This window comes from Rubritalea tangerina (assembly GCF_042683245.1).
Classification (GTDB): domain Bacteria; phylum Verrucomicrobiota; class Verrucomicrobiia; order Verrucomicrobiales; family Akkermansiaceae; genus Rubritalea; species Rubritalea tangerina.
Map to the genome: position 1 here is coordinate 22,479 of NZ_JBHUJB010000034.1, position 26,559 is coordinate 49,037.

Annotated in this window: 26 protein-coding genes and 1 tRNA gene; 18 read left to right on the top strand and 9 right to left on the bottom strand. The window is 51.1% G+C overall.

The window, feature by feature from the left end; all coding sequences use genetic code 11:
* Positions 1-46 precede the first annotated feature (46 nt).
* On the bottom strand, positions 47-625 hold the full coding sequence (locus ACFSW8_RS07830) for a TetR/AcrR family transcriptional regulator (RefSeq protein WP_377089369.1): 579 nt from the start codon (positions 623-625) through the stop codon (positions 47-49).
* A gap of 65 nt (positions 626-690) precedes the next feature.
* On the opposite strand from ACFSW8_RS07830, the gene ACFSW8_RS07835 reads away from it, so the two are divergent.
* The 4 genes from ACFSW8_RS07835 to ACFSW8_RS07850 are packed head-to-tail and all read left to right on the top strand — an operon-like array spanning position 691 to position 2,958.
* Positions 691-1,260, top strand: coding sequence for a tetratricopeptide repeat protein (locus ACFSW8_RS07835; RefSeq protein ID WP_377089368.1), 570 nt, complete (start codon positions 691-693; stop codon positions 1,258-1,260).
* Positions 1,257-1,508, top strand: a complete 252-nt coding sequence (locus tag ACFSW8_RS07840; protein ID WP_377085811.1) for a hypothetical protein — start codon at positions 1,257-1,259, stop codon at positions 1,506-1,508. The genes ACFSW8_RS07835 and ACFSW8_RS07840 overlap by 4 nt, the downstream gene beginning before the upstream one ends.
* Before the next feature lie 12 nt (positions 1,509-1,520).
* Positions 1,521-2,792 (top strand): aromatic ring-hydroxylating oxygenase subunit alpha, encoded by a 1,272-nt coding sequence (locus tag ACFSW8_RS07845; protein ID WP_377089367.1) that lies wholly within the window; start codon positions 1,521-1,523, stop codon positions 2,790-2,792.
* Positions 2,749-2,958 (top strand): 2Fe-2S iron-sulfur cluster-binding protein, encoded by a 210-nt coding sequence (locus ACFSW8_RS07850; RefSeq protein ID WP_377085844.1) that lies wholly within the window; start codon positions 2,749-2,751, stop codon positions 2,956-2,958. The genes ACFSW8_RS07845 and ACFSW8_RS07850 overlap by 44 nt, the downstream gene beginning before the upstream one ends.
* A 32-nt stretch (positions 2,959-2,990) precedes the next feature.
* Here the strand turns inward: ACFSW8_RS07850 and ACFSW8_RS07855 are convergent, their stop codons facing one another.
* Entirely contained in the window at positions 2,991-4,685 is a 1,695-nt protein-coding gene (locus ACFSW8_RS07855) for a cation:proton antiporter (RefSeq protein WP_377089366.1), read from the bottom strand.
* A gap of 119 nt (positions 4,686-4,804) precedes the next feature.
* On the opposite strand from ACFSW8_RS07855, the gene ACFSW8_RS07860 reads away from it, so the two are divergent.
* From ACFSW8_RS07860 to ACFSW8_RS07870, 3 genes are all read left to right on the top strand, one after another.
* Positions 4,805-5,341 (top strand): superoxide dismutase [Ni], encoded by a 537-nt coding sequence (locus tag ACFSW8_RS07860; RefSeq protein ID WP_377085821.1) that lies wholly within the window; start codon positions 4,805-4,807, stop codon positions 5,339-5,341.
* Positions 5,342-5,590: 249 nt separating this feature from the next.
* Entirely contained in the window at positions 5,591-6,217 is a 627-nt protein-coding gene (locus ACFSW8_RS07865) for a peroxiredoxin (RefSeq protein WP_377091478.1), read from the top strand.
* A 136-nt stretch (positions 6,218-6,353) separates the two neighbouring features.
* Positions 6,354-6,590 carry a hypothetical protein gene (locus tag ACFSW8_RS07870; RefSeq protein ID WP_377089365.1) on the top strand — a complete coding sequence of 79 codons (237 nt, stop codon included), beginning with the start codon at positions 6,354-6,356 and terminating at the stop codon, positions 6,588-6,590.
* Between the two features lie 20 nt (positions 6,591-6,610).
* On the opposite strand, the gene ACFSW8_RS07875 is transcribed toward ACFSW8_RS07870, so the two are convergent.
* Complete coding sequence (locus tag ACFSW8_RS07875) at positions 6,611-7,453, bottom strand: MBL fold metallo-hydrolase (protein ID WP_377089364.1); 843 nt, start codon at positions 7,451-7,453, stop codon at positions 6,611-6,613.
* Positions 7,454-7,577: 124 nt separating this feature from the next.
* On the opposite strand from ACFSW8_RS07875, the gene ACFSW8_RS07880 reads away from it, so the two are divergent.
* Positions 7,578-8,213, top strand: coding sequence for a hypothetical protein (locus ACFSW8_RS07880; RefSeq protein ID WP_377177899.1), 636 nt, complete (start codon positions 7,578-7,580; stop codon positions 8,211-8,213).
* 95 nt (positions 8,214-8,308) lie between these two features.
* Complete coding sequence (locus ACFSW8_RS07885) at positions 8,309-9,466, top strand: HD domain-containing protein (RefSeq protein WP_377089362.1); 1,158 nt, start codon at positions 8,309-8,311, stop codon at positions 9,464-9,466.
* Between the two features lie 78 nt (positions 9,467-9,544).
* Here the strand turns inward: ACFSW8_RS07885 and ahr are convergent, their stop codons facing one another.
* The 4 genes from ahr to ACFSW8_RS07905 all read right to left on the bottom strand — a co-directional run bounded on the left by ahr (position 9,545) and on the right by ACFSW8_RS07905 (position 12,458).
* Positions 9,545-10,543: an NADPH-dependent aldehyde reductase Ahr gene (gene ahr, locus ACFSW8_RS07890; RefSeq protein WP_377089361.1), complete on the bottom strand. Its 999-nt coding sequence runs from the start codon at positions 10,541-10,543 to the stop codon at positions 9,545-9,547.
* Positions 10,544-10,725: 182 nt separating this feature from the next.
* Positions 10,726-11,079, bottom strand: coding sequence for a ribosome silencing factor (rsfS, locus tag ACFSW8_RS07895; protein WP_377177901.1), 354 nt, complete (start codon positions 11,077-11,079; stop codon positions 10,726-10,728).
* Between the two features lie 123 nt (positions 11,080-11,202).
* A tRNA-Ala gene (locus tag ACFSW8_RS07900) sits at positions 11,203-11,278 on the bottom strand.
* Between the two features lie 64 nt (positions 11,279-11,342).
* On the bottom strand, positions 11,343-12,458 hold the full coding sequence (locus ACFSW8_RS07905) for a serine hydrolase domain-containing protein (protein ID WP_377089359.1): 1,116 nt from the start codon (positions 12,456-12,458) through the stop codon (positions 11,343-11,345).
* Positions 12,459-12,592: 134 nt separating this feature from the next.
* Here ACFSW8_RS07905 and ACFSW8_RS07910 point away from each other — a divergent pair, with 134 nt between their 5' ends.
* The 9 genes from ACFSW8_RS07910 to phoU all read left to right on the top strand — a co-directional run bounded on the left by ACFSW8_RS07910 (position 12,593) and on the right by phoU (position 24,378).
* On the top strand, positions 12,593-13,459 hold the full coding sequence (locus tag ACFSW8_RS07910) for a hypothetical protein (RefSeq protein WP_377089356.1): 867 nt from the start codon (positions 12,593-12,595) through the stop codon (positions 13,457-13,459).
* 234 nt (positions 13,460-13,693) lie between these two features.
* Positions 13,694-15,442, top strand: coding sequence for a Na/Pi cotransporter family protein (locus tag ACFSW8_RS07915; RefSeq protein ID WP_377089354.1), 1,749 nt, complete (start codon positions 13,694-13,696; stop codon positions 15,440-15,442).
* A 101-nt stretch (positions 15,443-15,543) separates the two neighbouring features.
* Complete coding sequence (locus ACFSW8_RS07920) at positions 15,544-16,230, top strand: response regulator (RefSeq protein ID WP_377089353.1); 687 nt, start codon at positions 15,544-15,546, stop codon at positions 16,228-16,230.
* A 28-nt stretch (positions 16,231-16,258) separates the two neighbouring features.
* Positions 16,259-17,491, top strand: a complete 1,233-nt coding sequence (locus ACFSW8_RS07925) for a sensor histidine kinase (protein ID WP_377089352.1) — start codon at positions 16,259-16,261, stop codon at positions 17,489-17,491.
* Between the two features lie 142 nt (positions 17,492-17,633).
* On the top strand, positions 17,634-18,455 hold the full coding sequence (locus tag ACFSW8_RS07930) for a phosphate ABC transporter substrate-binding protein (protein WP_377089351.1): 822 nt from the start codon (positions 17,634-17,636) through the stop codon (positions 18,453-18,455).
* A 130-nt stretch (positions 18,456-18,585) separates the two neighbouring features.
* Complete coding sequence (gene pstC / locus ACFSW8_RS07935) at positions 18,586-20,559, top strand: phosphate ABC transporter permease subunit PstC (protein ID WP_377089350.1); 1,974 nt, start codon at positions 18,586-18,588, stop codon at positions 20,557-20,559.
* Between the two features lie 25 nt (positions 20,560-20,584).
* Positions 20,585-22,714, top strand: coding sequence for a PstA family ABC transporter permease (locus ACFSW8_RS07940; RefSeq protein WP_377089349.1), 2,130 nt, complete (start codon positions 20,585-20,587; stop codon positions 22,712-22,714).
* A 126-nt stretch (positions 22,715-22,840) separates the two neighbouring features.
* Positions 22,841-23,635, top strand: a complete 795-nt coding sequence (pstB, locus tag ACFSW8_RS07945; protein WP_377091477.1) for a phosphate ABC transporter ATP-binding protein PstB — start codon at positions 22,841-22,843, stop codon at positions 23,633-23,635.
* Positions 23,636-23,694: 59 nt separating this feature from the next.
* Complete coding sequence (gene phoU, locus ACFSW8_RS07950; protein WP_377089347.1) at positions 23,695-24,378, top strand: phosphate signaling complex protein PhoU; 684 nt, start codon at positions 23,695-23,697, stop codon at positions 24,376-24,378.
* Between the two features lie 76 nt (positions 24,379-24,454).
* Here phoU and ACFSW8_RS07955 read toward each other — a convergent pair whose 3' ends face one another.
* Together ACFSW8_RS07955 and ACFSW8_RS07960 are read right to left on the bottom strand one after the other, a co-directional pair.
* On the bottom strand, positions 24,455-25,999 hold the full coding sequence (locus ACFSW8_RS07955) for a LamG-like jellyroll fold domain-containing protein (protein WP_377177903.1): 1,545 nt from the start codon (positions 25,997-25,999) through the stop codon (positions 24,455-24,457).
* The gene (locus tag ACFSW8_RS07960) at positions 25,989-26,531 is read right to left on the bottom strand and encodes a sigma-70 family RNA polymerase sigma factor (RefSeq protein WP_377089345.1); all 543 of its coding nucleotides are present in this window, start codon (positions 26,529-26,531) and stop codon (positions 25,989-25,991) included. The genes ACFSW8_RS07955 and ACFSW8_RS07960 overlap by 11 nt, the downstream gene beginning before the upstream one ends.
* Positions 26,532-26,559 lie beyond the last annotated feature (28 nt).

Sequence of the window (26,559 nt, forward strand, 5' to 3'; positions counted from 1 at the left end):
CCGCTCAGGCACTGTCTGATGCGGGATTTTTTTTGCCGCCACATCACTATTTTGCTCCAGACAAACCTGCGATCAATTGATCCACACAATACACTGAAGCATCAGAATACCTCTGGCCTAACTCTAATGGCTGCAGCGATGCCTCGTTAAATAAGATTGCAGTCACTCCATACGCCACCTCCCAAGTCCTCGGATGCCCATCACTATAACGACCCAACAAATCAGCCACTGCCGAGGTGTAAGCTTCCACGTATTCTAAAATCTTCTGACTGGCCGCAGGATACAGTGCCGACGCTGCAATAAATTGCTCAATCAGTATCACATCACTAAACCCACAGTTCGCCCCCCCGTCGTAAAGAAACGCTACAATCTCTTCCCGATCCCCTCCCTCAAAAGCCACAATCGTATCTAACTGGCCATCTAACCTACCTCTTAACCTCTCAGCGACAGCCTCCACCAATGCATCTCGGTTCCCAATATAATGACGAATAATCGTACGCTTTAACTGCGCTTCCTCAGCCACACGCTCCAATGTGCTCCCCTCAATGCCATACCGCACCACGCAACGCTCAAACGCATCCAATATCTGCTGACTCCGCTCCTCCACCATACTCTTCCTTGGCATACCCCCACCCTCCAATAGATTTTCACATTTGACAACTTTAAACCTTTCATTATAGATTTTCAAGAATGAAAACATTCAACAAACCACCTCAACAAACCCTATCCTTCTTCTGTGCTCTACTCGTAACCACAGGGCTAGCCCTCACTGCATCGCACCCACCAAACCAAATAACGACCTCAGCAGAACTTCACTCAACCTTCAAAACCCTGAGCCCATACACCCCTGAAGGTGAAGCCTACTTCTCCAAGCTCTGTGACTCACCAAAATTCTACGAACTACTCAATCAACTCCAAAAGTCAAAGTCCCCAAACACTGCTGAGTCTTACACAAATCTTGCCACATACTTTTCACTAGCAGCATGGGATCAAGATGCCCCTGAAGCCCAAACTCGCTATTACAACCTCGCAGACACAGCCTATAACAACGCTCTCAAGATTTCTCCCAACCACACTGACGCTTGGATCGGTAAAGCTGAACTTTATTCCTACTCAGAACACCCTGAATCGATCAAGTACGCCATACAAATCCTACAGCATCTCAGCGCTTCCGAGACTTCCCTAGATGTATACAGAAGTAACTACATTAAGTCACTCTCGAAGAAACTCAACGTCCTAACAAAAGGAGAAGGTAAATGAAACATTGGCCTGTCTATATCGCTCTGGCCCTCATCTATCTATCAGTTTGGTTCGAGTATAATTTCCTTTGGGGCATCCTCTTCATTTCGTGGACGATCCCAGCTTTCTACACAAAAGAAATCCACCTTATCCAAACCGTCAGACAAAACGAATCCCCCTTCCTCTTCTGGACCATTGTCCTCACATGGATCATACTGAGCATCTGGATGATTCTGCTAGATATACCAAACCTCTCAATCGCGCCCTAAACCACCTTTCCTATGTCTACGAATATGCTCCACCACCTTCCAGTCGAAGCCTACACAAGCCAAGAATGGTTTGACCACGAGCAGGCTGAAATTTTCTCAAAAACCTGGCGTTATGCAGGTTTTGTCGAGGATCTCACCGCACCTGGTGAATACCTCACGGTACAAGCAGGCCTCAACAACATCTTCATCATCGTCAGTGCTGATGGCTCCCTCAAAGCCTTCCATAATAGTTGTCGCCATAGAGGCACCCAACTCCTCAGAGCAGAAGGAATAACCGACAAACTTATCACCTGCCCATACCATGATTGGACATACAACTTAAATGGTGAACTCTGCACCGTACCTGACGAGGCCAGAGAATTTGACACTATCGACAAATCCTGCCTGCACCTCAAACCTGCCAGTGTCGGCGTCTGGCGTAAAATGCTCTTCGTGCACCCGGACCCAGAAGCTCCATCACTCAATGATTGGTTTGCCGACATCACACCACACCTAGGCCCACACGATTTCACCACACTTGTCGAATACCCCGAAGCCGCTACCAGCTACGAAATACAGGCAAACTGGAAAATCGTCGTCGAAAACTATATTGATGTCTATCACCTCGCCCACCTCCATTCCGGAACCCTTTCGATGTATGACCACGCAAAAGCTGAATACCAATTCATCGGCCCACACTTCAGCTTTGTGGAACCTCTAGCAGATTATTACGCCAAAGACATCGACAGTAATACCCCCACTCCTCTCATCCTTCCTAAAGAGCAACTCGCAGCCTATGTTCCCATGCTCTTTCCCGGGATCGGTCTAGCTGAAAGTGAATCCTCCTGGGCCACCTTCATCATCACCCCGCTCGGGCCAGATAAAACCAGAGTAGAAAACCGTGTGAGGCTCAAAAATGCATCCGCTTGGGAATTCACCAAACAAGAATGGAAATCAGCGGCATTCTGGAATAAACACATCTCCCCCAAATATAAAGGGGATAAGAACACCGACCCAATCGCCTCAGCTGACTTTACCTCAGAAGATATCTATGCCTGCGAACAACAACAGAAAGCACTGAAAAGCCCCTACTACCAAGTCGGTCCCGCCGCAAAAGGCGAATCACCAATTCTAGAGCACCAGAAAATTGTCCTGCAATACCTTGGAAGACCCATTCCTGAAAACCTATCTAAGCGCACCACAAAGAAACCACCGTCCAGTCACCTCAGATGTTTCAGTCCAAGTTCCAGAAAACGAAACAATCCTAAACGCCGCTCTCTCAGCAGACATAACACTCCCGCATAAATGCAAAGCAGGGGTCTGCGGCGCTTGTAAAGCTCAGCTCACATCGGGCTCGTGCTCCCAAAAAGTAACCGCCGCCCTAACACCCAAGGAACTCGAAAATAATTACATCCTCACATGCCAAGCTCAGCCCACGAGCAACCCAACAAGCATCAAGTTCTCATCCTAACCCTCGCATCAACACCCCTATCTTGTGCGCAGCTACACCTCCCAATCGGGGGCTAAATCAGCCTCGTAACACATCATAACTGCAGTAATCATCGCCTTGCCACTCTGCTCCTCATCATACAACACAAAGTGCACACCTGCTCGCTGTAAACGCTCAGCCTGACCTGCAAACTTTGCACGCGCATAAATGCGCACTTCAGGGTTGAGCTCCACCGCACTGTGCATCGACTTCAATACAGCTTGCTCATCAGGAAAGGTGAACGCAATCCCGCGGGCTCGCTCAATATGAGCTAGCTCTAGAGATTCCTTGTCGCTGGCATCCGCAAATAGCGCAGCCACCCCCTCTGCATGTAAACGCTTCACTGTCTCTGGATTCGTCTCGAGTACCACCACTCCAACGTTGGCACGTAGAAGATTGCGGTGCAGATTCTGACCCACTGGACCATAACCACATATCACCACATGATCCTGTAAACCCTCAATCTGCCCCCCCATTCCTAATTCCTCATGGCTTCTGCCACAAAATTCCTTGCTCGACCTCCTGATCTTGTCCGCCCAACCAAGGCTCGCCTTCATCAAAGTCGGTACCAAACCCATCGAAAATGCCGTGCTCGCTAAAAAAATCTGCTCCCACTGCGAGCTCCAGGCATTGAACTCACTCGCCCGCGCTAACAATACAATGGAGAACTCCCCTGTGCTGCACAAAGCCGCTGTCGTCACCAACCAACTCCCTTTCCTCAACCCTGACCACTTCGCAGCATACGCAACAACCACCCCCTTGAGTACGATGATCGATACCGTTGCTAACAAAATATTCGGCCAGTATTCCACGATCACATCCAAATCAATCAAAAGCCCAACAGATACAAAAAAGACCGTCAAAAATAAGTCCTTGAATGGCAAAATATCCGATAACACACGGTGCGAGTATATCGATTCACTCACCACCACCCCTGCGGCAAATGCCCCCAAAGCAGGACTCAAACCCAATAAGCCACTCACCAAGGCTACCGCCGCACATAAACCAATCACCGTAATCGTAAATAACTCCCTGCTGCGCGTGCGTGCAACGGCATCTAACATTTGAGGAAAACCGTGCCTCGAAAGAACGATGATCGCTCCCGTAAATAATGCCCCCCGGATCAGCGCTGTGAAAACTGCTCCGCTCCCACCATCCTCACTCAATAATGGAGGTAGCAAAACCATGAATACGATCGCCGCCAAATCCTGATAAATCGCCATCCCCAATGCCGTCCTCGCCTGCGGACTCTCAGGTAAACCTAATTCCTGAAAACTCTTCATGCTTACCGCAGTCGATGATAGTGATAAGGCAAAACCTAACAGAACAGCCTGAGAGATATTGAGCCCCAGACACATCCCTCCAACAATCCCTAGTAAAATACATAGCCCCACCTGCGATCCCCCACCCACAAACACAGGCCTCTGCAAAGCCTTGATCTCCTTTAATGAAAACTCAATCCCAAGAGTAAATAACAACAATACCACCCCAATCTCTGCTAAGGCATCAATGACTTCCACTTGCTCAACTCCGACCCAATCTAGCAACCCACTGTTACTAATCAAAATCCCACACAAGAAGTACCCTACTAACAGTGATTGCTTGATACGGGTAAGCACCAGTGAAACAACAACCACTGCTAACAAAACTACGGTCAATAATATAAAAAAAGGTGGGATCGCTCCACCTGCTGCTAAAAGCCATGGCATGCTCCAAAACTAGCCTACTTAATCAACATTCATCCATCAAAATTCACAGATTTCATATTTTATTCTGCTAGGCTCCATAATTTGGGCTATAATGCCTACGAATTTACGAACCAATACTCATGAAGACACCACTACTCACTGCCCTTGGCACCGCATTCGTACTCGCTTCCGCTCCCCTCGCATCCGCACATTGCCAAATCCCTTGCGGTATCTACGCAGACGACAATGTCTTTGTCACACTCCACAAAGACCAAGAAACCATTGCCAAAGCAATGCAGCAAATCAAGGAGCTCTCAAAGGATCCTGCAGCCAACGTCAACCAAATCTCTCGCTGGGTCACCAATAAAGAACAACACGCCCAAAATGTTCAAAATGTCGTCGCTCAATACTTCCTCGCCCAACGTATCAAAATCAATGAAAGCGATAAGGAAGCCTACACCAAAAAGCTCACTATGCTTCACCAGATCACTGTCTACGCCATGAAGTGCAAGCAAACCACTGACCTGGAAAATGCGAAAAAGCTGCACGAGCTCATCGATTCCTTCCATGCTGCCTACTCTGGGAAACAAAAGGACAAATCCAGCTCAACTCACAGCCATGGCCACGGTCATTCCCACGACCATAAGCACTCCAACGGCCATAGCCATAAACACTAGCCCACTCGCCTGTCTCTAATTTCAAAACACCTGCACCAGCTCTGGTCAGGTGTTTTTCTTTGCCCTCGCTCCCCGAAACCAGTTCCCACAGCCATCATTAGCGACTCTAATAGGTAGTATTTATCCCCCCGCTCTCAAAAACCTATTGCGACTTCCTGTAAGCTCGCTTACACCCAAGCGCGTTCGAAAGTGGCTAGGCAGTGCCGCTCCTCTTTCTCTCATTTAATCCGAATTAGAAACTATAATATTATGGCAGTCCTCGTAGGCAAAAAAGCACCAGCATTCACTGCAAAGGCAGTTCAAGGTCAGAACATCATCGAAGAATTCTCACTCGAGCAATTCGTCGGAGAAAAATACGTTGTTCTCTTCTTCTACCCAAAAGATTTCACTTTCGTTTGCCCAACTGAACTCCACCGCTTCCAAGAAGAAATCGCACAATTTGAAGCACGCGGCGTCCAAGTTGTCGGTTGCTCCACTGATTCCGAGTTCTCACACTGGGCATGGCTCAACACACCTAAGGCACAAGGCGGCATCCAAGGCGTTTCCTACCCACTCGTCGCTGACATCAACAAAACAATCTCAGAAGACTACGACGTACTCGCTGGCGAAGCATACATCGACGAAGACGATAACGTCGAAATCGCAGGTGAGCTCGTTGCCTACCGCGGCCTCTTCCTCATCGACAAAGAAGGTATCGTTCGCCACCAGGTTGTAAACGACATGCCACTCGGCCGCTCCATTAACGAGTGTATCCGCGTCATCGATGCTCTCCAGCACTTCGAACAACACGGTGAAGTTTGCCCAATGGACTGGCAAAAAGGTGACGACGCAATGACTGCTGATCACGAAGGCGTTTCTTCCTACCTCTCTAAGTAATTTACTACTTTCTTACCTAGCCTCATGGAGACTTCCTCCATGGGGCTTTTTTTTACCTCCGCACCACACGCACAATTTGATGTAACCAATTCTGTAAAAATACCGTATACTCAAGAGAACCCCATTAAATAACCCCATGTCAGTACACGTCCAATACGGCCCCATCGATATCACTCTCGAAAAAGACTCCGAAGGCTTCGCCTTCTCATGCCCACTCTGTCATAGCATGTTCTTTTCAACCGGTGACCAAGAAACCTGCGGTAGAGTGGTTCAAGACCACCTCCAACAATTCCACCGCATCATTCTTCCCGCCGCCACCATCAGTGAAGATGGACTAGAACCACCCAAGGTTCAATTGCGTAAAGCTCAGTGAGCTACCAACTGAGCCCTACTCTAAAATAACTCTTCTTGCTGTAACTCCCCAGAGAGCCGCTCCAAGATTGCACCTCGATTGCTCTGACCAAACTCTACCCACTCCGTCGGCTTGTCTTGGCTCGCGCACTGAACTTCCACTTCGGATAATCCACCATTCTCTAACATCCCATGCACCGTTTCGCGTGCCACCTTGGGACAGTTACAATCCCCACTCAAGTGCCCTAACACCACGCTCTTGAGTCGCTCACACCCCACATCGGCGATCAACTCACCCGCCTGAGTGTTAGATAAATGGCCGTGCCTAGATGCGATCCTCTGCTTCGTCGCCCATGGACGCTTCGTATCAGCTTCTAACAGGGCTTCATCGTAGTTTGATTCAACAAAAAGCGCATGAGCCTCCCTCAAATGCATACGCATCGCCTGAGTCACATACCCCACATCGGTCACTAAACCGAACTTTGTACCCCCGGCAGTGACCGTGAACCCCACAGGCTCTGCTGCATCATGCGGGATCGGAAATGGATGCACCTCCATTTCCCCAATACGAAAATCCTGGCCAGTATGAAAAACTTTCCACTGAATCGAACTCTTCAGCCCCCACTGTAACGCCTCCTTGGTCATCGCATTGGCATACACGGGAATTGCACGCTTCCTTAAGAGCACATCCACCCCCTTGGCATGATCACTGTGCTCGTGCGTTAATAGTATTGCCGTCAGGCTGTCTGGCTCGATATCTAATGCTTCTAGACGTAGGCTCAATTGCTTAGCACTCAAGCCTGCATCCAACAAAACGCGTTCATTCCCGCACTCCAAAATAGTAGAGTTGCCACCACTGCCACTGCCTAAAACTGCCATCCGCATTCTCACGAGCCGAAGACTAATCAATCTTTTCCCCCACTCAAGCCAGATTCACCAATCCTTTAAAATCTCGCACTTTAGCCTTCCGTACTCGACCAAATCCTCTACACCTTTGCTCATGAATATTATGAAGATCATCATCGGATCTACATTTGCCCTCCTCATTGCCTGCCTTTTCATATCCTACAGCAGCATGAAACAGGGCGTGATCAATAACCCCGAAGAACTCGAAATCGCCCGCCTCGAAAAGCGTCAGGCACAACTCGAAGCCGCACTCGCCAAAGGTGCCGCCAACTCACCAAGCTTCGAAAATACCTTCACTCCGCAAAACCCACTCGAAAAAGCAGCCCAAACTCAGGCTGATATGAACGAGCTCCAACGCGTACGCGAAGAACTCAAAGAACTCAAAGAAGCGCGCGACGCTATCGAAGATAAAGCCGCTGAAGTGATCGAAGACGCTCTCGAAGCCACCCCATCACCGAAAAAAGGGCGTGCCAACCTCGTCAAAACAGCTCTCGTAATGGCTCGTGTCACCGAATACGATAACGTCAATAAAATTGCAGGCATCGAAATCCTACGTGTCGGCAATGTCAACACTGGCGACGTCCTCGGTATCCGCAGAAATTCTGGTATTATCGGTCGCCTCACCATCGGCACCATCGACCGTAACCAAGGAATTGCTGACCCACTCCCAGCCTCATTCATGGGTGGCAACGTAGATATTCAGGCGGGTGATGAACTCATCCTCCCACCGGACTTTTAGGCCCCACACTTCCCCCCAACAATCACGATGACAAAAAGCGAACCTCGGTTCGCTTTTTTATTGGCCTCCTTCCCCCCTCCTCCCATGCTTCCCCCGTGGATCAGCTCACTATCACTCAACTCAAACAATCTGCCGGAGACTCCCCCATCAGCGCTAGTATTGACGTCCAACTCCAATCCTGCGTCACGAAAACCACAAAGTCGGGAAAACCCTACCTAGAGCTCACCCTCGCTGACTCCATCGACCAATTTACCCTAAAAATCTGGGAAAACCTTCCACAGTTTAAACTCGCCCAAGAACTCCCCGCCGAATCCTTCCTCCGCCTCGCCGGCGACTGGACCCAAAACCAATACGGACTCGACGCACAACGCTGGGATTTTAGACCACTCAACCAAAGCGAAATCGCAGACCTCCTCACCGGAAACCCTGAAACCAGCGCCCAACAACGCAAAGACTGGGAAACCATCAATGACTTGTGTAATAGCATCCACGACCCCCGTCTTCACACACTTTGCCAAAACTTTATCCAGTCCCACGGCATTCTCTTCCAACGCACCGCTGCAGCCCGTAAAAACCACCACGCCCGCCGAGGCGGCCTTGTCGAACACGTGGCCCAAATGATGCGTAGCGCTAAAGCCATCAGCACTGTCTACACTGACCTTAACCTCGACCTTCTCATCGCAGGTATCCTCTTCCACGACTGTGGAAAAATGTGGGAGAACACCTACCCAGAAACAGGCTTCGCCCAACCCTATGATATCCAAGGCGAAATGCTCGGACACATCCCGCTGGGAATCGACCTCTGTGGCAGACTCTGGTCCGCTATGATGACAGATGCTCCAGACGACTGGAACGAGCTCTTCCCTCTCAGTGAAGATGTACGCATCCACCTGCTGCACCTCATTGCCAGCCACCACGGCACCTACGAATTTGGCTCACCCACCCTCCCCCGCACCCCCGAAGCCATCGCCTTACACTACATCGATAACCTCGACGCCCGCTACGAAATGTTCAAACAAGGCTACAATGCCGCGCCCGAACTCGCTCCAGGTATCCAACAAAAACAATTCCCCTTACCGGCAAACCTCGTAGCACCTCTCGCCCATTTCCCTGAGCAACCCCATTCCCCAGCTCCCACCTCGCCAGACGCACAGACTCCCACCTCCGCCCCCAAAAAGACCTCCACTCCAGCTGAGGAGCCAGAGCTCGAAGATGAACTCCAAGCCAAGCCCTTCACCGGCGAACTCTTCTAATCCCACTCACACACAGCACCCCAAAAATCAGGGAAATGCCAACCCAGATCGACAGATGCCTCAGCTCACTCCCCCATACTACTTCTTGAGCACAATGCGGTAATGGGCTTTGCCCTCCCGTAGGTGGTCCAATGCCGCATTCACATCGTGCATTGCAAATTCCTCCACCACAGGCTCAATGCCGTGCAGCTTGGCAAAATCTAACATTTTAGCAATCGTTGCTGGCGACCCAACAGGTGAGCCGGAAATTTGGCGCTGCTGCATGATCAAGCCGAAGGCTCCTATGTCCAATGGTTCAAGCGTGGCTCCCACAAAATGTAGCCGCCCCTTGGCTTTCAAAGTGTTCAAATACAGGTTCCAGTCGAGCTTGACGTTCACGGTTGTCAAAATCAAATCAAACTGCCCAGCAGCGGCCTCCAGCTCAGCTTCATCACGGGAATTCAGTGTCGCATGTGCGCCTAACTTCAGCGCCTCAGTCCGTTTAGATTCACTAGATGTAAACGCAGTCACTTCACAGCCCCAAGCATGAAGAAACTGCACAGCCATACTCCCCAAGCCCCCAATCCCAACCACTCCAACCTTCGCAGTCGGTTTCACATCAAATTGCACCAGGGGATTAAACACTGTAATCCCACCACAAAAAAGTGGACCAACCTTCGCTAGATCCACTCCCTCAGGAATCGGAACCACACTATTTGCCGCTGCACGTACCTTGTCGGCAAAGCCACCGTGCCGCTCAATCGTTGAAGTTGCTCCCGTACACAAATTGTTATCACCTGAGTCACAATGCGCACAGTGGTCACAATAACCCGCGTGCCAGCCAATCCCCACTGCCTGTCCAAGCTCTAACCCCACGACCTCCTCACCAAGCTTCGCAACCCGCCCAACCACCTCGTGGCCCGGTACCAAAGGGTACTCCGATAAGCCCCACTCGTTGTTAATCATGCTCAGGTCAGAGTGGCATATACCACAGTATAACACGTCTACCTCAACATCGTTCTTCCCCAGTGCCCCTGGGTCATACTGAAATGGCTCTAACGAACCACCCTCTTCCATCGCAGCATATGCATTTATCATAATACGCCACTCATACACCAACTTTGCTCTCCATGCTAGTCAACAAGCGTTAGATAGCTCCAACACCACCTCAACTCCCAAATCTGTCAGGCATTTACTTGGATGATTAATGCCAGAATAAAATCAGGCTCAGTTAGCAAACCCGCCAGTGATACCGCTCCCCTCCCATGCTGTGAACTCGCCTACTCAGACCAAGCCACCTCTTTGGCATCGCCCCAAAGATTCTCAAGATCGTAGTGGCCACGTGCGTCCTCACTCATAATGTGAACCATCACATCGAAATAATCGAGCACCACCCAGTTAGTCTCTGCACGACCTTCACCACTGTACGGCTTTACCTCATGCTTCTCAAAGACAATAGCCTCGGTGTCACGTAACAACGCCTTCAAGTGAGGCATCGAGTTGCCTGAACATATAACGATGAAATCAGTAAGTGATGACAAACCTGTGACATCTAACACGCGAATATTCTCAGCCTTGTTCTCATCTGCCGCATGCGCACATGCGATTGCAAGTTCCTTACCTTCTACTTTCATTGTCTCTGCTAGATCTAATTGCTTCACTCGTTTGGACAAAAAAAAAGCCCCTGTGAGGGCCATCCTTTAACAAGCATCTGGAATTTCTACCAGAATGAAAACCAACCATCTCCTGAAGATGGATGGTGGAGCATAGCGGAATCGAACCGCTGACCTTCTGCATGCCATGCAGACGCTCTACCAATTGAGCTAATGCCCCGTAATCCTTCGAGTGCGGCAGGGATTTAGCCTCTCCCATACCCAGTGGCAAGATCTTTTTTTAGCTAGCTCTCAGAAAGTGCCTCAATGATCGCTGAGCTTTTTGCCCCAGGAAGCACCGAGAGGTCCATCTGGTTCATGATGTATGCATAAGAAATACCAGAATCTGGATCCCCAAATGCGTGACTTCCACCCGCCCCTGGATGCCCAAATGCATGCATCCCACTACCATAGTTGTGCCTTACCTTCTTTCCTGCTCCATCTAGGGGGTCCAGCTGGAAACCACAGCTGAAGCGTGTTTGCGTCATCAAAATCCTATCATCCCCAGTCACAAGGGGCGTCTTCATCCACTCCAGAACCTCATCAGAAAAGAAGGGAAGCACCCCAATCGCCGCCTGATAAAACTGAGCCAAACCCTGCGCCGTACCCACTCCCCCCATCGCAGGCAATCCAGACTGCCATGCCTTGGGAGTATTCATCTCATGCACTCCCTGCAGCCCCCTCGGGGAACTGAATGCCTGTCGAACCAATGTCCCCTGTTGGTTAAATGCCTTATAAAAACCGCTCTCCAGATCACTCTTATCCGTCTTCCCAGGATAGAGAGTTGCCACACGACCAAACTCACTCTCAGGTAGCCCAATCCATAGCTCTAACCCTAATGGCTCAGCGATGCGCTCGCGAAAAACCTCTCCCAACCGCTTGCCCGAAAGTAAACGCACTGGCTCCTCCACGATAAAACCAAAAGTCCGTGGGTGGTAGCCATGCCCATCCCCTAAATCCCAATTCGGTTCCTGAGCCTCAATCGCTGCTATCACCGCTTCATACTCAAAAACACTCACCTTCTGATCGAGTGCCGCAAGGCCACATTGGTGACTCAGTAATTCACCAAACGTCGCATTCTTGTTGGGAAACTCCGCCCACACACGGCATACCAAATCCTCCGGCCCAAGCCCGTTCTCCTCCAACAACATCAAAAGTGTCGCTGACGCCAGCGCCTTCGTCGCCGAATAAAAAGGAACCATCGTAGCCGCAGTCCATTCCTTCTGATGCTCTCGCTCACACCACCCATCAGCCAAGTTTAAAACCTCTTCCCCCCCTTGCCATATGGATAGCGATGCCCCCAATTCCCCCCTCTCGACAAAATTATCCCGAAATGCCTTCTCAACAGCTGCCAAATCCATGGCCAGAGAGCACCCCGACATCGCCTATCATTCAATAGAAAAAATCAGCGAATCGACACTCAGCCCACCACCTACGCATCCAGTTAGATCAGATTTGGTTTACACCCACCCCGCGATCCGATAGCGTCAGCGCTGTGAAATTCTTGGCGACATGCATCCTCCTGCTCAGTTTGGGCCTCCCCGCCCAGGCAAACTATTGGAAACATGACGCCCAACAAGGTAAGGTCTCCGCCTGCCATTGCTTCGCCGTCATTGCTCTTGTCGAAGCCGCATACTGGCAAAACACTGGCCAATACCTTAACCTCTCTGAACGCGATCTCTTCTATAGACACTACGCCCACGGCTCATCTCAGCCAGCTGAACTCATCCAAAAACAACTCATCTCCGCTGGCCGTACAAAACTCCCACAACACCACAACGAAGCCGGCCACCTCAGCGCCAACTTCTCACTCATGCAAAAGTACGGTGTCGCCAGCGAGAAAGAGCTCCCCTACAACCCACTCTTCAGTACCGGTGTCGCCATGACCGTCGAAAAACTCAGACGCCTGCGTGACCAATTCACGGCCGATGCCAAACTCGGGCATTGGGGCGCACAAACCACCACCCACATGGCAGCAGAATACGCAGCAAATCAAAAATCACTCACGCGCGCGCTCACCCTACCACCCCACACAAAAACCCGCCAATGGACCCAAAAGTGGCTCAGCCAATTCACCCTCAAAAAAGTGAAACCCGCCACCTCAGCCACTGTAAAATCCAACATCATCTCCCAGCTCAGCCGTGGCCCCGTTGCCGTCGATGTCTCAAACTTCGACGAACTTATCAGCAAACGAGGCTACGCCACGCGCTACTACCAACACAGTCTCGTCGTCAGCCACTACGACCCGCAAGCCGACCTCTTCACCATCCGCAGCTCGACCCATAAAGGCAGTAAACAAGTCTCAGCAAAAGCCCTCAGCCGCGGCACCTACCAACTCTACTATCTTCAAAAAAACGGATAGGACGACTCCACAAACCACTATCGCCGCAAAATACAATCCTCCCATCTCGCTGACTGCCCACCTATTAACCACTCCCTCCTCACTGTGTGGGCAATTTCCACAAGGCAACCTTCATAATCAAAATTCGCCTTGCGGAATTAATGCCTTTGGACAGCCTTCCACCTTGACACTTGTTAGCGAAAGCGACACACAGACCACTGTCACTTGTGACGAATTAGACACACAGCACACATTATGGGCAGTATCCTAACCATCCTCACCATCCTCGGCGCCTTAGGTATTTTCCTCTACGGAATGAAAGTCATGTCTGAAGGCATCCAGAAAGTTGCCGGAAATGGCATGCGCAGAGCCCTCGCTACCATGACTACCAACCGCTTCAGCTCGGTAGTCACAGGCCTCTTTACCACTGCCCTAGTCCAGTCATCCTCCGCCACCACAGTGCTGGTCGTGAGCTTTGTGAATGTGGGTCTACTCACACTCGTAGAATCCATTGGTGTGATCATGGGGGCAAACCTCGGCACCACAGTCACGGCATGGATCGTCGCCACCATTGGTAAGTTCAGTGTCACTAAAATCGCCCTTCCCATCATTGGCTGTGGCCTCCCACTTTTCTTCGCAGGAAAAGGCAAATGGAAGTCCATGGGTGAAGTGCTGATCGGCTTCGGCCTTCTTTTCTTCGGCCTCGGCGAACTTAAAAATGCCGTCCCCGACCTCAAATCTACCGTAAAAGACGCAGTCGCCACTGGCGACATGGGAGCTGTCGAGACCATGCGCAACATCGTCACGTGGATCCAAGGTACCGGCTTTGCCTCTGTCATTCTCTTCATGATCGCAGGTGTCATCCTCACTCTCGTCGTGCAGAGTTCCTCAGCGGCCATGGCCATCACCATCACATTTGCCATGCAAGGCTGGCTCGGCGATGACCCATACATCGCCTTCAAAAATTCCGCTGCGATCGTCCTAGGAGAAAACATTGGCACCACAGTAACCGCTTGGCTCGCATCGCTTGGCGCCTCCACGGCAGCGAAACGTGCCGCACGTGCCCACCTTCTCTTCAACGTCATTGGTGTCGTCTGGATGCTGATCTTCTTCGGCGTCTTTACCAACTTTATTTGGTCACTTGCAGACATGCTCCCAGACAGCCTCAAGAGCGCTAAGAAGGACTTCGGCAAATCAGAGGTCGCCTTCGCCACCGCTGTCTTCCACACCAGCTTCAACCTTATCAATATCGGGGTCCTTATCTGGTTCGTCCCACAAATTGCCAACCTCGTCCAAAAAATGGTCAAAGACAAAGACACTGACGAACCAGGCGAAACCAAACGTATCAAGTACATTTCTCAGTCACTCGTCGACCTCGGGGAACTCAACATCGTCGAGGCGGAACAAGCAGTCGAAGCCCTCTCACAACATTGCTCAAAAATGTTCCAAGGCTACGTCGAAGTCTTCGAAAACCCACAGAGTGATATGTCCGAACATGTCAAACAGCTCAAGGAAATGGAAGATGAAGCAGACCTCATGATGCACGACATCACCGAGTACCTCGTCCGCTGCACCTCCAAAGAAGTCTCCCCACACCTCTCAGAGCGTATCACCGGCCTGCTCCGCATGACTGCCGAACTAGAAGAATGCTCAGATGCCATCTACCGCCTTATCAAAATCGCCGAGCGCAAATACAATAAAGGCCGCCAGTTCAGCTCCGAGCAAACCCAGTCGATTAAGGAACTTAATGCCCACATCTCCGAATTCCTCACCTTCTGTGAAGAACGCATCCTCGGCCAAGTCAGCCCAGCTGAAACACAAAAGGCCGAGGACATCCGCGAGAAAATTAAATCCCTCACTAAGAGCTCCAATAAAGCTGCCATGAAGCGCATGGCCGACGGCAACGTCAAACTCGAGATGCTCAATATCGATACCAATAACCAGCTAAATATCGTCGCCAACCACCTCATGCATGTGGTACAAACCTCCGCGGAGGTGAGCTAGGCATCTGTGACAGGATTGCCACCAACATAACTTCGCTAATAGCCGAGCTGCACCTATAGCAGTCTCGGCTTTTTAGTTTTTAACCCAGAGCTCTCCACACCATGCAAAAGATCCTTATCATCGAAGACGAAGCAGACATCGCTGAACTCATCTCATTTAACCTCCAGCGAAACCAATTCGAAACAATCATCGCTCACGACGGCCTAGATGGTCTCAATAAAGCGATGAGCATCGAACCAGATCTCATCGTCCTCGATCTCATGCTTCCCGGCATGGATGGCATCAATGTCAACAAAGAGCTCAAGCGTGACCCCAGAACGCGCAACACCCCCGTCATCATGCTCACCGCTAAAGCGCAAACCGAAGACCGCATCACCGGCCTCGAAACTGGCGCCGACGATTACTTAACCAAACCATTCAGCCCAAAAGAGCTTGTCCTTCGCGTCCAAGCTGTCCTCAAGCGTACCACCACCAAAAGCAGCGGCACTGTGCTTGAACTCGGCCCCTTCAAATTCGATAAAAACTCGCTCTCTTTCTACCTCGACGGCCAACTCGAAGACCTCACCTCAACAGAGTTTAAACTCATGATCTTCCTCTGTGAGCGCGTCAATGCCCCACAAGACCGCAGCACCTTGCTTAAAGAAGTTTGGGGGTATAGCGACGACGTCCATTCCCGCACACTCGATACCCACATGAAGCGCCTGCGCAAAAAGCTTGAACCACACGCCAACTACCTCGAAACAGTGCGCGGCGTAGGCTACCGCATCGTCGACACCCCCGCCAACTAACCCCACCTGAGCACGCTTCAGATTCCTCATGCTGTCCCTTGCCATCACCCTAGCTAGCCTCTTGCTGATCATCAGTGCCGCACTCGCTGTGCGCCTGAAGCATCAGAGCCAGCGCTGCGCCAAACAGCTCAGCCAGGCAAAAGCGAAACGTGAAGCCGCAGAAAAAGCTCTCTCAGAAGCTCTCTCAGATAGCCAAGTCTCACTCGACGCCCTCAGTGACGCATTCTTCCTCGTCTCCTCAGACCTGGAAATCCGCAAGTCCAATACCCGTGCACGCGAAATCTTTCGCGACCAAGAGCTCGTCGGCCGCGGACTCCCAGAAATTCTCATGAACCCCAGCTTCACCGACGCCATCCGCGGCATGGTTGAAGCTGGCAAACCCGCTCAAGAGCGCCTCACACTCTCATCCAGCGGCCACGCCCTCGGCGGATCCGCTTCAGAAGGCGAGACCGCTTGGATTATCCAGGTCACCCCCCTTCCAAACCACGTCAACGACCCACTCAGCTGCATCATCCTCCGCGATATCAGCACCGAGCACCGCACTGAACAAATCCGTACCGACTTCGTCGCAAATGCCTCACACGAACTGCGCACCCCACTCGCAATCATCAATGGCTACCTAGAAAATCTCCTCGATGACGACATCGTCGAAGAACCTGCCATGTCACGCCGTATGCTCACCACCATGCGCAAACACGGCCAGCGCCTCTCACGCCTCATCGATGACATGCTCGTTGTCTCACGCCTCGAATCAGGTGAAAATGCCGCGATCAACCGCGAACCCTTCGACCTCCTCGAATGCGCAAATGACGTCCTCGAACGCCTCGACCAAATCATCAGCTCCACTGGCACCACTCTCGTCAAAAACTTCCCTGACTCCCCCGTCATTCTGAATGGTGATCGCTTCTATTGGACCCAAGTCATGTTCAATCTCATTGAAAATGCGATCAAACAAAACCCGAACCGTGAACTCACAGTCACCCTCGGCATTGAACTTCTCGGTGCCGATCAGGTACAAATTACGGTGAGCGATAATGGCATCGGAATCCCCTCCTCCCACCTCCCATTCATCTTCAAACGCTTCTACCGAGTCGATAAACATCACACCCAGTCCGACATCAAAGGAACGGGGCTCGGCCTCTCCATTGTGAAACGCGCTATCGAAGCCCATAATGGTACCATTGAGGCGTCATCAAAACCTGGCATCAAAACCACCTTCACCATCACCACCCCACTTGGTGATGAAAATGCGCCAAACTAACAAGATTACTTCTCATTCTTTTTGAATGAGTTACAATTGTGACAACTTCGTCTCCCTAAGTTCTTTGGCAAATCACCCACTCCCATTGATGGTTCTGCCGCTCCCACAAAAATAGGAGAAACAATTAACTCAAATTGACACGATGAAATTCAACGCATTCGTAAAAGCAATTGTCGCTGGCCTCGCTATCTCAGCAACAGCATCCGCACAAACTAAGCTCGTAGTAAAGGGTTCTGACACTCTCGGCGCGAAAATGGTTCCTCAGCTTGCAGAAAAGTACAAATCCAATGGCAACAACGTAAGCTTCGAAATCGCTGCGGAAGGCTCTTCCACATGCTTCACAAACCTCCTCGCTGGCACTGCCGACTTCGGTATGTCCTCACGCGCTGTCAAGTCCTCCGAAAAGAACAACTTCGCTTCTGCAGGTAAAGACCTCGTTGAGCACGTTGCAGGCATCGACATGATCGCTGTGATCGTTAACGAAGCAAACGACGTCAAAGAACTCACCAAAGACCAAGTTAAAGGTATCTTCACAGGCACCATCACTGACTGGTCTGAAGTTGGTGGCAAAGCAGGTGAAATCAAAGTTTTCACACGTAACACCTCATCCGGCACCTACAAAACATTCCAAAAGCTTGCTATGGACAAAGTCGACTACGGCAAGAACAGCCAGAAGATGGCTGGTAACGAGCAAATCGCTCAGGAAGTTGCTAAAGACACCAACGGCATCGGCTACGTTGGCCTCGCATACGCTAAGAAAGAAGGCGTTGCTCCAGCTGCTGTAAATGGTGTTCTCCCAGAGCCTAAGAATGCTTCTAAGTATGCTCTTTCCCGTAACCTCTACTACTACACTGTTGGTCAGCCATCTGGTGAAGTGAAAAAGTTCCTCACATGGGCAATGACTGACAAGGACGCTGCTAAAGTCATCGAAAAAGTTGGCTTCATCGCTCCTGCTGCTAAGTAATTCCCTCTTAGAAAAAATTCATAACAATTAAGGGATAAATCTAGAGGCGCCGCACAGCAAATGTTTGTGCGGTGCTTTCTTGACTAATAGGGGAAATTGTCGCTCTCTCGCAGCACATTGAGCCGCAGCTATGAAATCGAGCAATAAACCACACTCAGCCAACCCGTTCAGCAAGTCGGGAGACTTCAGAATTCTAGGGATTGGCAAGCAAGAGGCCATCAAATATTTCTTCGGTGGCAATGCGACTCTAGCGATCATCGTTATCGGGATGATCATCATCTTCCTCATCTACCATTCCTATTCCTTCTTCCCACAATACAGAGATAAACTCGATCTCTACAGAAAGTCGGGTCAGGAATTTACCGATTACGCGTCTGAGCAAATTACCGCCCAGAAAGAACTGAGCTCACTCGCCGTCCAAGCCCGTGCATACGAAATTAAACATAAGCTCGGCGCCCTCTACAATGTCCGCCCAATCTTTAACGAGTTCAAGCGCGAGACTCTTAAAAATATCTCCTCTGAGCGTAAAGAATGGATGCGTGAAAAATCACGCCTCGATGACCTCAATGACGAAGATGATGCCTCACCCGATGCCATCGCCGCTGCCGAAAAAAATCTCGCGGCAGCTCTCACCAAACTAGAAAATGCCGCCAAGTCGGCGGTTGCCGAGCTCGAATACAGCTCACTCTCCGACCGCTCATGGAAAACCGATCCTAAATACCTCGAGCCGATCCGCGCCGCCGTCGTCGAGAGCATCGTCACCGGTGAATCCCAGCCCGCATTCATCAAAGAAATCAAAGCTGAGGAAAAAACGAAAACTGAAGCCATCGATACCACCCAAACAATGCAAGACCTCAATGCCGCTCTTGCTAGCTTCAAAGCTCCCCAAAAATCATTTGAATCCTTCGTCGACTCACTCCGCGATGTCGCCAGTACTAACAAAAGCCAAGCCGTCACATTCTCCAGTGCCCAAGCACGTAAAGACGCACTCCTAGAAGGTGCCGCTCTCGCAAAGACGCCCGAAGCCAAAGAACGCAAGCTCATCGAAGCACAACGCGTGCTGACTATCGAGCCCAACTACACCGAGCTCAATAAACCACTCTACGCCAGCCTGCCAAAACACAAAGAATTACTCGCTGAGCTCTCAGCTAAAACTGCTGAAGGCTTCGCCAAAATGCCCAACACCGACGCCTTCGACGGTAAACTCGCCCAACGCCGCATCAGACAAATCGACGAGATCGAAACCAAAATCTTCAAGCTCTTTGAAGATAAACGCCGCAGCATGGAGACCTGGAAACATGAAGAACCAGTCACTCTCAGCGCCGCCGTCACCGGCTTCTTCTTCGGAACCAAGTGGGTAACCAATTCCTCGTGGCAAGACTTTTACGGCATCCTCCCACTCCTCGCTGGCTCAGTCTGCGTGGCCATTGTCGCCGTCATCCTCGCCATCCCATTTGCCGTAGGTGGCGCCATTTATGTCAACCGACTCGCCTCCCCCTTCGAACAAAAGTTTATCAAGCCAGTCATCGAATTCATCGGCGCGATTCCCTCCATCGTTCTCGCCTTCTTTGGGGTCGTGGTTCTGGGTGAGCTCCTCCAGACTCACTCACAATCCCCCTTCTTCTCTTGGATTCCTGGGTTCCCAGTCGAAGGTCGCCTCACCATTTTGAATGCCGGGATCCTTCTCGCATTCATGGCAATTCCAACCATCTTCACCCTTGCTGAAGACGCCCTCAACAATGTGCCAAAAGCTTACAAAGAAGCCTCTCTCGCTCTCGGCGCTACACACATCCAAACCGTCCTCAAAGTCATCATCCCCAGCTGCGCCTCCGGTGTCATCGCTGCCGTCCTCCTGGGCTTCGGCCGCATTATCGGTGAGACAATGGTCGTACTTCTCGTGATGGGTGGACGTATCGCCATTCCAAAATCGTTCACCGACCCAGCCCACTCCATGACGGGCATTCTCGCCCAAGAAATTGGTGAGGTTGATGAAGGCTCACTCCACTGGGGTGCCCTCTTCATGGTTGGTCTCGTCCTCTTTGTTATCGCTCTGACTCTCAACTACATCGCGCAAACCACGCTCCGCAAATTCAGCAAGCGCTAATCACCACTTTCTCATTCTCTGGCTTATGTCCTCACCACGTCCAAAGCAGGCCAATCCCTTCTGCAAGTCGCAAGAAACGCACAAGACAAAGGAAACTGTGATCAAATCACTCTTTGTGATCGCCACCTATGTCATCATCCTCTGTGCCTGCTGCATCTTCGGAGATATCATCATCAAAGGGGCTCCAGTCCTCTGGAATAAAGGTTGGTCCTTTATCACCAAAAAACCTCAGACACTCAATGTCCTCGAGGTGGAGAAAGCCGATGCCATCGAAATTCCTGAGAAAAATTTCGACTCCATCTTGCGCTCGAACACCAAAGTCTCCGAGCTCTTCACCAATGTCGAATCCATCGAGCGCAAATTCTCGTTCACCGAATTTCAGGTTCAGCCAGGCTCTATCATCGGTGAAGGCTACCTCAAGAACCTTGAGAAACAAAATGACGGATTCTACCTCCTCTACGACAAGCGTGACACCAATGCTCCTGTCGCATTCACTCTCAAGAGTGACAAATCCTTCCAACTCAAAGCAAACGACTTCGCCACCCTCAAGCAAGTGGCTCCAGAAATCATCCCCGCAGAAGTCGAGGCCAACGAACGCACCCTCTCAAAGTTTGAAATTACCGTAGCAAAGGGAGAATACCCGATTGGCAAGGCCGCCCACGACGCCCTTGTCCCTACCGACCTCATCTTCCAAATGCGCCAGACCTTCGCAGACGATGACCAAGGTAAAATCAACCAAGTAGTCATTCCTGAAACCCAGACGCTCACTATCGAAGCCTCTGCATTCTTCACCGCCTTTGATGAGGACGAAAGCGGCACACTTCCTCTCGCAGCTCAAAAAACCATCCCCCAAAAGACAACCTTCCACGCCTTCTCACTCCCCGCTGGCACCTACCAAATTCCACTCGCTGGCCTCGCGATTCTCGAATCCCAAGGCGCGTCCAGCCAACACAATACCCTCAAGGGCTCTATCGTCTTTAACAACGAAAAACCTATCACCCTCCGCACACCCAGTGATGAATTCGTCGCTCTTAAAGCGGAAAACCCATCGCTCAAAATTGCCGGGGAAAAGCAATTCGAAGAAAGTGAACCATACATCAGCTTCTCACTCGCCAAAGATGCAGAACTTCGCCTCGATATCGATGACTACGAAGCTGTCACTCACGCCAACAAAGAATCCGGTAACTTCAAAACCCTCTCGGAAAAAACCCATTCCTATTCAGGAGGGGGTATCCTCGGCCCCATCGTTGGTACGGCATTGCTCGTCCTCATCTGCATGCTTGTCGCCCTCTCCACAGGTATTGCCACATCAGTCTTCCTCAACGAGTACGCAGCTAAAGGTAATTTTATCAAAACCATCCGTCTCGCCATGCTCAACCTCGCTGGCGTTCCATCCATCGTGTTCGGCCTCTTTGGCCTGGGCCTCTTCGTCATTCTCGCCCCCAACATCACCAGCACGCCGAATGCTGAGAGTAAACTGATCGTCCCCATCGCCCCCATCGCGTCAGAACCCGGCCAGCGCGAAATCGAAGATAAAAAAATCTTCATCTCCGATGACGTAAGCGCCACTGCAGACATCGCCACCCAAGCCTCTGCTGATGGCAGCACCCTCTTCTACGATGGTTGGACCTACCTTTCATTCCAAGGCTGGGGTAACTGCATGCTCGCCGGCGGTTTCACTCTCGCCATTATGGTGCTCCCTGTCATTATCACCTCCTGTGAAGAGTCGCTTTCAGCCGTACCCATGGGCTTCCGAGAAGCCTCGCTCGCTCTAGGCGCCACCAAGTGGCAATCCATCCGCACAGCGGTCCTCCCCTATGCCTTCCCTGGTATTCTTACCGCCTCCATCCTCGGCATCACGCGTGTCGCCGGCGAAACCGCCCCCATCATGTTCACCGCCGCCGTGGCCGAACGCTCAGACCTCCCGTGGCAAGGAATTCACGAAACCGGCTTTGACGGCTTCATCGCATTCCTCCAACAATCCGTCCAAGCATTGCCCTACCACATCTACACTGTCGCTGGCAGAATCCCTCAATCTGAATATACTGAACCTATGCAGTACGGCTCTGTCCTCGTCTTCATGATGATCGTCATGACCTTCGCTGCCTTCTCCGTCTGGTTGCGTATCCGCATCCGTAACAAAATTAAATGGTAACCACCACCACCTCATTAACTTCATAAAGCCATGTCCACTCTAGAAGCCACTGCTCCTGAAACACTCGCCAAGGAAGTGACCGCACCAGACACTACCTCCAGCTCACCGACCACCCAAGTCTCACCCATGGAATCAACACCTGAGAATGTCACCGAAAATAAGACAATGATCGAGATCGATAACGTCTCCTTCTCCTATGACTTAGGCAAGACCAATACCCTGCGTAATATCAGCCTCGACATTCCCGAAAAGCAAGTCACCGCCTTCATCGGGCCCTCCGGCTGTGGTAAATCCACCCTCCTGCGCTGTATCAACCGCATGAACGACCTCGTGGAAACCTCCCGCGTAACCACCGGAGAAATCCGCATCATGGGACAAGACATCAATGCCAAAAATGTCTCCGCCATCGAGCTGCGTAAGCAAGTCGGCATGGTCTTCCAAAAATACAACCCCTTCCCAAAATCTATCTACGACAACGTCGCCTACGGCCTCCGTATCCAAGGTATCAAAGATAAAAACACCCTCGATGAAGCCGTCGAGCGCGCCCTCAAAGGCGCCGCACTCTGGGACGAAGTCAAAGACCGCCTCAAAGACTCAGCACTAGGCCTCTCAGGAGGTCAGCAACAACGCCTCTGTATCGCTCGCGCCACCGCGGTCCGCCCGAAAGTCATCCTCATGGATGAACCATGCTCGGCACTCGACCCCATCGCTACCGCCAAAGTAGAAGAGCTGATCACCGAACTGCGCCGTGACTTCACCATCGTCATCGTTACCCACTCGATGCAACAAGCCAGCCGTATCTCAGATAACACCGCCTTCTTCTACCTCGGTGAACTCATCGAATACGATTCAACTTCCAAAATCTTTACCAATCCCTCCGTCAAGCAAACTGAAGATTACATCTCAGGACGCTTCGGCTAAAAACCGCTCGTACAACCCATTATCCAACCTAACCCCTAGCACATTACCATCTAACCATTATGCACACCGGCGGACATATCCTCACCGACTTCAACCTCGCACTCAAATCCTTCAAGGAAAAGACAGTCCACATCGGCTGCCTCGCTCAGCAAAACCTTGAAAATGCCCTTCAAGGCCTCTTTGAGCGCAACGGTGAACTTTGTAACAAGGTGATCGCGGAAGACGAAGACGTCGACCAACTCGAAATTGCAATTGACGAAGACGGCATCATGCTCATGTCGAAATACCGTCCCTTTGCAAGTGACCTGCGCATCGTGGTGGCTTCCATGAAGATCACCAATGTCATCGAACGTATCTCTGACCACGCTGTCAGTATCGCTAAGCGCAGCCGCAAGCTCATCCGCACCCCTGAGCTCCCGGAAGTATCACTCATTGAGCCAATCTTCCAGCATGCCAACACCATGCTCACCGATGCCCTCAATGCTTACTCAGATGGAAACCAAGAGCTCGCAATCAAGGTCATCAATGCCGACCCTGAGCTCAATAAACTTCACAAAAAAGCCACCAAACAGCTCACAAAATGCCTCGAGGGTGAAGCCGAAGAACACAAAGCTTACCTTCACCTCGTCTTCATCTCACGCTGGCTCGAACGTGTCGGTGACCTCGCAGTCAATATCGCTGAAGATGTCGTCTACATGGAAACAGCCACTGACATCCGTCACGGTGGCGAGCTCCCTGAGTAATCCCAACCCAACCATCAGCCAACTTCCAGCCAACCAGCTCCCTCCGCTCGGTTGGCTTTTTTTATGCAACCACTTACTATGGCGCTTCTACCGCATTATCTCGGTACAACCGCTCCACCTCCTGAGCGCCAATCTGGCCCTTGAAGAGATACAATTCATCCAAGCCGATCTGCCCGTCTGTCCAACCATTGTATATCCCCCATCTCCCACCAAAAATCCCCACCGGATTGCCATTGCGCCAATCACCAGCGGTGCGCTTCTCCACATAACCATCGGCATTGCGCGCCACCCTCTCCGTCCACTCACGCTTCACCTCACAAACCTTGCCATCAATGTAACACGTGATCGCAGGTGCCTTAATTGCTTCATCCGACCCATTACATGCAAAAACTACATGGTGCCATTCACCATCTGACAAGTCAGTCATAGCCGAAACCCAATAGCCCCCCAGTGAGATCCCTGGCACAACCACACCACCTTCAGCTTCCACATACAGATAAAAAGCGTTAGTCTCGCTGTCGTTGAACCCGTACTGCCGCCCCCAACCGACGACTTGCCTCACGTAATTCTGCCCCTTGGGAGCTTTGATCCAACACGCAATTGATACAGATTCTTCATCCACCACCCCTTGCCAGTCTCCACGGTATAGATGCTCGTTGTCTGATCGAAATGCCTGACCAAACACCCCATCAATCGTCTGCAGCTCTGACCACCATTCCATCTGAATCGGCTCTAATTCCTGCAGCACACCACCGACATCTAACACATTATCTTTCTGATCAAAACCCCAATGGTAATAGGGCAAACTCCGTGGCAGCTGGGTTAAAAATTTTCCTTCCCCATGCGCAATACTCTCTAACTTGCCAGTAACTGTAGCCCTGCAAGACGCCAATTCACCTAGCTCCCAGCTGTCCTTACTTGCATAGCTCGTCTCGACCAACACTTTCCCCTCGTACACATGAACCTCATCGTATCCATCTTCATGCACAGCCACACCAAAACGTGTCCCCAGATCCACAACCCTGAGTTCGTCCGTACGCACAGTAAACCCATGTCCTGAGCGCGGCACGTCAAACCATGCCTCTCCACGAGCTAAATACAACTCACCCGCTTCGTGCAGGGTCAAATCCGCTGGTGCTGAGACTACCCCACGCACACCATTAGTCAGCACAACCTCAACCACCCCCTGGCTTAACTCCAAACGTGAGCCCTCACGCAACAAATTCTCCCCCTCACTCTCACCCTCCACATGGCTCAATGCATAGCGCGCCCCAGGCGACACCTCAAATGAGGCCGACACAGCATTCGGCTCAAATTGCATAAACCTTAGCCCCATCATAGCAACTAACAAAATGGCTGCCGTCGCTACCGCCGCCCACTTCACTTGCTTCTTACGCTGGCGCTGAATGATGAGCTCGATTGGCACCACCTTCTGCGCTAAGGGATCCACCGCCTGAGCCTGCAGTTCAAGCGCATTATGCACCAAGGCATACTCACGGTAAATCTGCTTCGCACGTGGGTCTTGCTTCAACAATGTCTGCAGTTGCTGAAAGCCTGCTTCGTTCAACTCACCCTCAAACAAATCGATGATTAGTTCCTCTATCGCTTCCTCATCCACCATAGATCTCTCCCGTTTCAATCTGATAGGTCACACACTTCCTCAACTTTTTGCGGACCCTGTGCAGTAACACCCGTAACGAACCCACCGGCTTATTGGCCTCCTGTGCATATTGGCTCAATGTCCTCCCTTTGGAATACCGGTTCTTCACCATCAAGAGCTCATCATGGCTCAGCTTTGATAAACATTGCTCAAGCGCGTGCATCCTCGCCTCAGCCTCATGCTGGCTCACTTGACAAAAATTTGATAGATCGTCGGCCAATGCATCATCAAATACCAAATGGGTCCCCCCCCTCGCCTGCTTGCGTAAATAATTCTTCACCTCAAACCGAGCAATCGCAAATGCCCACGCCGTGAAGTGACTCCCCATTTGAAAACTCTCACGCTTCTCCCACAAAACCATGTTCGTTTCCTGCAGCACATCGGCTACAGCCGAATGCCCAGGCATTAATGAAATGATGTAGGCACGGATCGCCACTTGGTGTTGTGTTATCAACCCAATAAATGCTCGCTGATCTTCAGGTGACGATGCCATATATGAGATTCTTCCAGCCTAGCCTGCA

What these genes read in the sequence shown, in the direction of transcription:
- ACFSW8_RS07875 (WP_377089364.1), bottom strand. Translation starts at nt 7,453, where the DNA reads ATGCGGATGGCAGTTTTAGGCAGTGGCAGTGGTGGCAACTCTACTATT.
- ACFSW8_RS07905 (WP_377089359.1), bottom strand. Translation starts at nt 12,458, where the DNA reads ATGGATTTGGCAGCTGTTGAGAAGGCATTTCGGGATAATTTTGTCGAG.
- ahr (WP_377089361.1), bottom strand. Translation starts at nt 10,543, where the DNA reads ATGATAAATGCATATGCTGCGATGGAAGAGGGTGGTTCGTTAGAGCCA.
- ACFSW8_RS07960 (WP_377089345.1), bottom strand. Translation starts at nt 26,531, where the DNA reads ATGGCATCGTCACCTGAAGATCAGCGAGCATTTATTGGGTTGATAACA.
- rsfS (WP_377177901.1), bottom strand. Translation starts at nt 11,079, where the DNA reads ATGAAAGTAGAAGGTAAGGAACTTGCAATCGCATGTGCGCATGCGGCA.
- ACFSW8_RS07860 (WP_377085821.1), top strand. Translation starts at nt 4,805, where the DNA reads ATGAAGACACCACTACTCACTGCCCTTGGCACCGCATTCGTACTCGCT.
- ACFSW8_RS07925 (WP_377089352.1), top strand. Translation starts at nt 16,259, where the DNA reads ATGCTGTCCCTTGCCATCACCCTAGCTAGCCTCTTGCTGATCATCAGT.
- pstC (WP_377089350.1), top strand. Translation starts at nt 18,586, where the DNA reads ATGAAATCGAGCAATAAACCACACTCAGCCAACCCGTTCAGCAAGTCG.
- ACFSW8_RS07855 (WP_377089366.1), bottom strand. Translation starts at nt 4,685, where the DNA reads ATGCCATGGCTTTTAGCAGCAGGTGGAGCGATCCCACCTTTTTTTATA.
- ACFSW8_RS07865 (WP_377091478.1), top strand. Translation starts at nt 5,591, where the DNA reads ATGGCAGTCCTCGTAGGCAAAAAAGCACCAGCATTCACTGCAAAGGCA.
- ACFSW8_RS07840 (WP_377085811.1), top strand. Translation starts at nt 1,257, where the DNA reads ATGAAACATTGGCCTGTCTATATCGCTCTGGCCCTCATCTATCTATCA.
- phoU (WP_377089347.1), top strand. Translation starts at nt 23,695, where the DNA reads ATGCACACCGGCGGACATATCCTCACCGACTTCAACCTCGCACTCAAA.
- ACFSW8_RS07835 (WP_377089368.1), top strand. Translation starts at nt 691, where the DNA reads ATGAAAACATTCAACAAACCACCTCAACAAACCCTATCCTTCTTCTGT.
- pstB (WP_377091477.1), top strand. Translation starts at nt 22,841, where the DNA reads ATGGAATCAACACCTGAGAATGTCACCGAAAATAAGACAATGATCGAG.
- ACFSW8_RS07930 (WP_377089351.1), top strand. Translation starts at nt 17,634, where the DNA reads ATGAAATTCAACGCATTCGTAAAAGCAATTGTCGCTGGCCTCGCTATC.
- ACFSW8_RS07915 (WP_377089354.1), top strand. Translation starts at nt 13,694, where the DNA reads ATGGGCAGTATCCTAACCATCCTCACCATCCTCGGCGCCTTAGGTATT.
- ACFSW8_RS07830 (WP_377089369.1), bottom strand. Translation starts at nt 625, where the DNA reads ATGCCAAGGAAGAGTATGGTGGAGGAGCGGAGTCAGCAGATATTGGAT.
- ACFSW8_RS07880 (WP_377177899.1), top strand. Translation starts at nt 7,578, where the DNA reads ATGAAGATCATCATCGGATCTACATTTGCCCTCCTCATTGCCTGCCTT.
- ACFSW8_RS07955 (WP_377177903.1), bottom strand. Translation starts at nt 25,999, where the DNA reads ATGGTGGATGAGGAAGCGATAGAGGAACTAATCATCGATTTGTTTGAG.
- ACFSW8_RS07920 (WP_377089353.1), top strand. Translation starts at nt 15,544, where the DNA reads ATGCAAAAGATCCTTATCATCGAAGACGAAGCAGACATCGCTGAACTC.
- ACFSW8_RS07940 (WP_377089349.1), top strand. Translation starts at nt 20,585, where the DNA reads ATGTCCTCACCACGTCCAAAGCAGGCCAATCCCTTCTGCAAGTCGCAA.
- ACFSW8_RS07845 (WP_377089367.1), top strand. Translation starts at nt 1,521, where the DNA reads ATGTCTACGAATATGCTCCACCACCTTCCAGTCGAAGCCTACACAAGC.
- ACFSW8_RS07870 (WP_377089365.1), top strand. Translation starts at nt 6,354, where the DNA reads ATGTCAGTACACGTCCAATACGGCCCCATCGATATCACTCTCGAAAAA.